Origin of the sequence: Bacillus cereus group sp. BfR-BA-01379 (assembly GCF_022663605.1) — a bacterium.
Taxonomy (GTDB): domain Bacteria; phylum Bacillota; class Bacilli; order Bacillales; family Bacillaceae_G; genus Bacillus_A; species Bacillus_A mobilis.
Window position 1 is genome coordinate 1 of sequence record NZ_JAKUFT010000346.1, and the last position, 211, is coordinate 211.

Genomic DNA, 211 nt, shown 5'->3' on the forward strand with positions numbered 1-211 from the left:
TATTAGTATAATAGAAGTTTTGTAATAAAAGAAAAAGAGAGGAGAATGCAAAATGAAAGAGCAAGTATTACAAGTAACAAAAGGTGACTTCGTAGGATCGGCAAGTGGAGCGGTAGTATTAACAGCATTAATCGTATTTCTATCAAGCATATTAGTATAATAGAAGTTTTAAATTATACAAAATGAAAGGAGAATGAGGAATATGAGCAGT

General features: G+C 30.3%; 1 protein-coding gene. It reads left to right on the forward strand.

What is annotated here, in order from left to right; all coding sequences use genetic code 11:
• Positions 1 to 52: 52 nt before the first annotated feature.
• Positions 53 to 160, forward strand: a complete 108-nt coding sequence (locus tag MR113_RS28780) for a DUF3948 family protein (RefSeq protein ID WP_098683442.1) — start codon at positions 53 to 55, stop codon at positions 158 to 160.
• Positions 161 to 211: the final 51 nt, after the last annotated feature.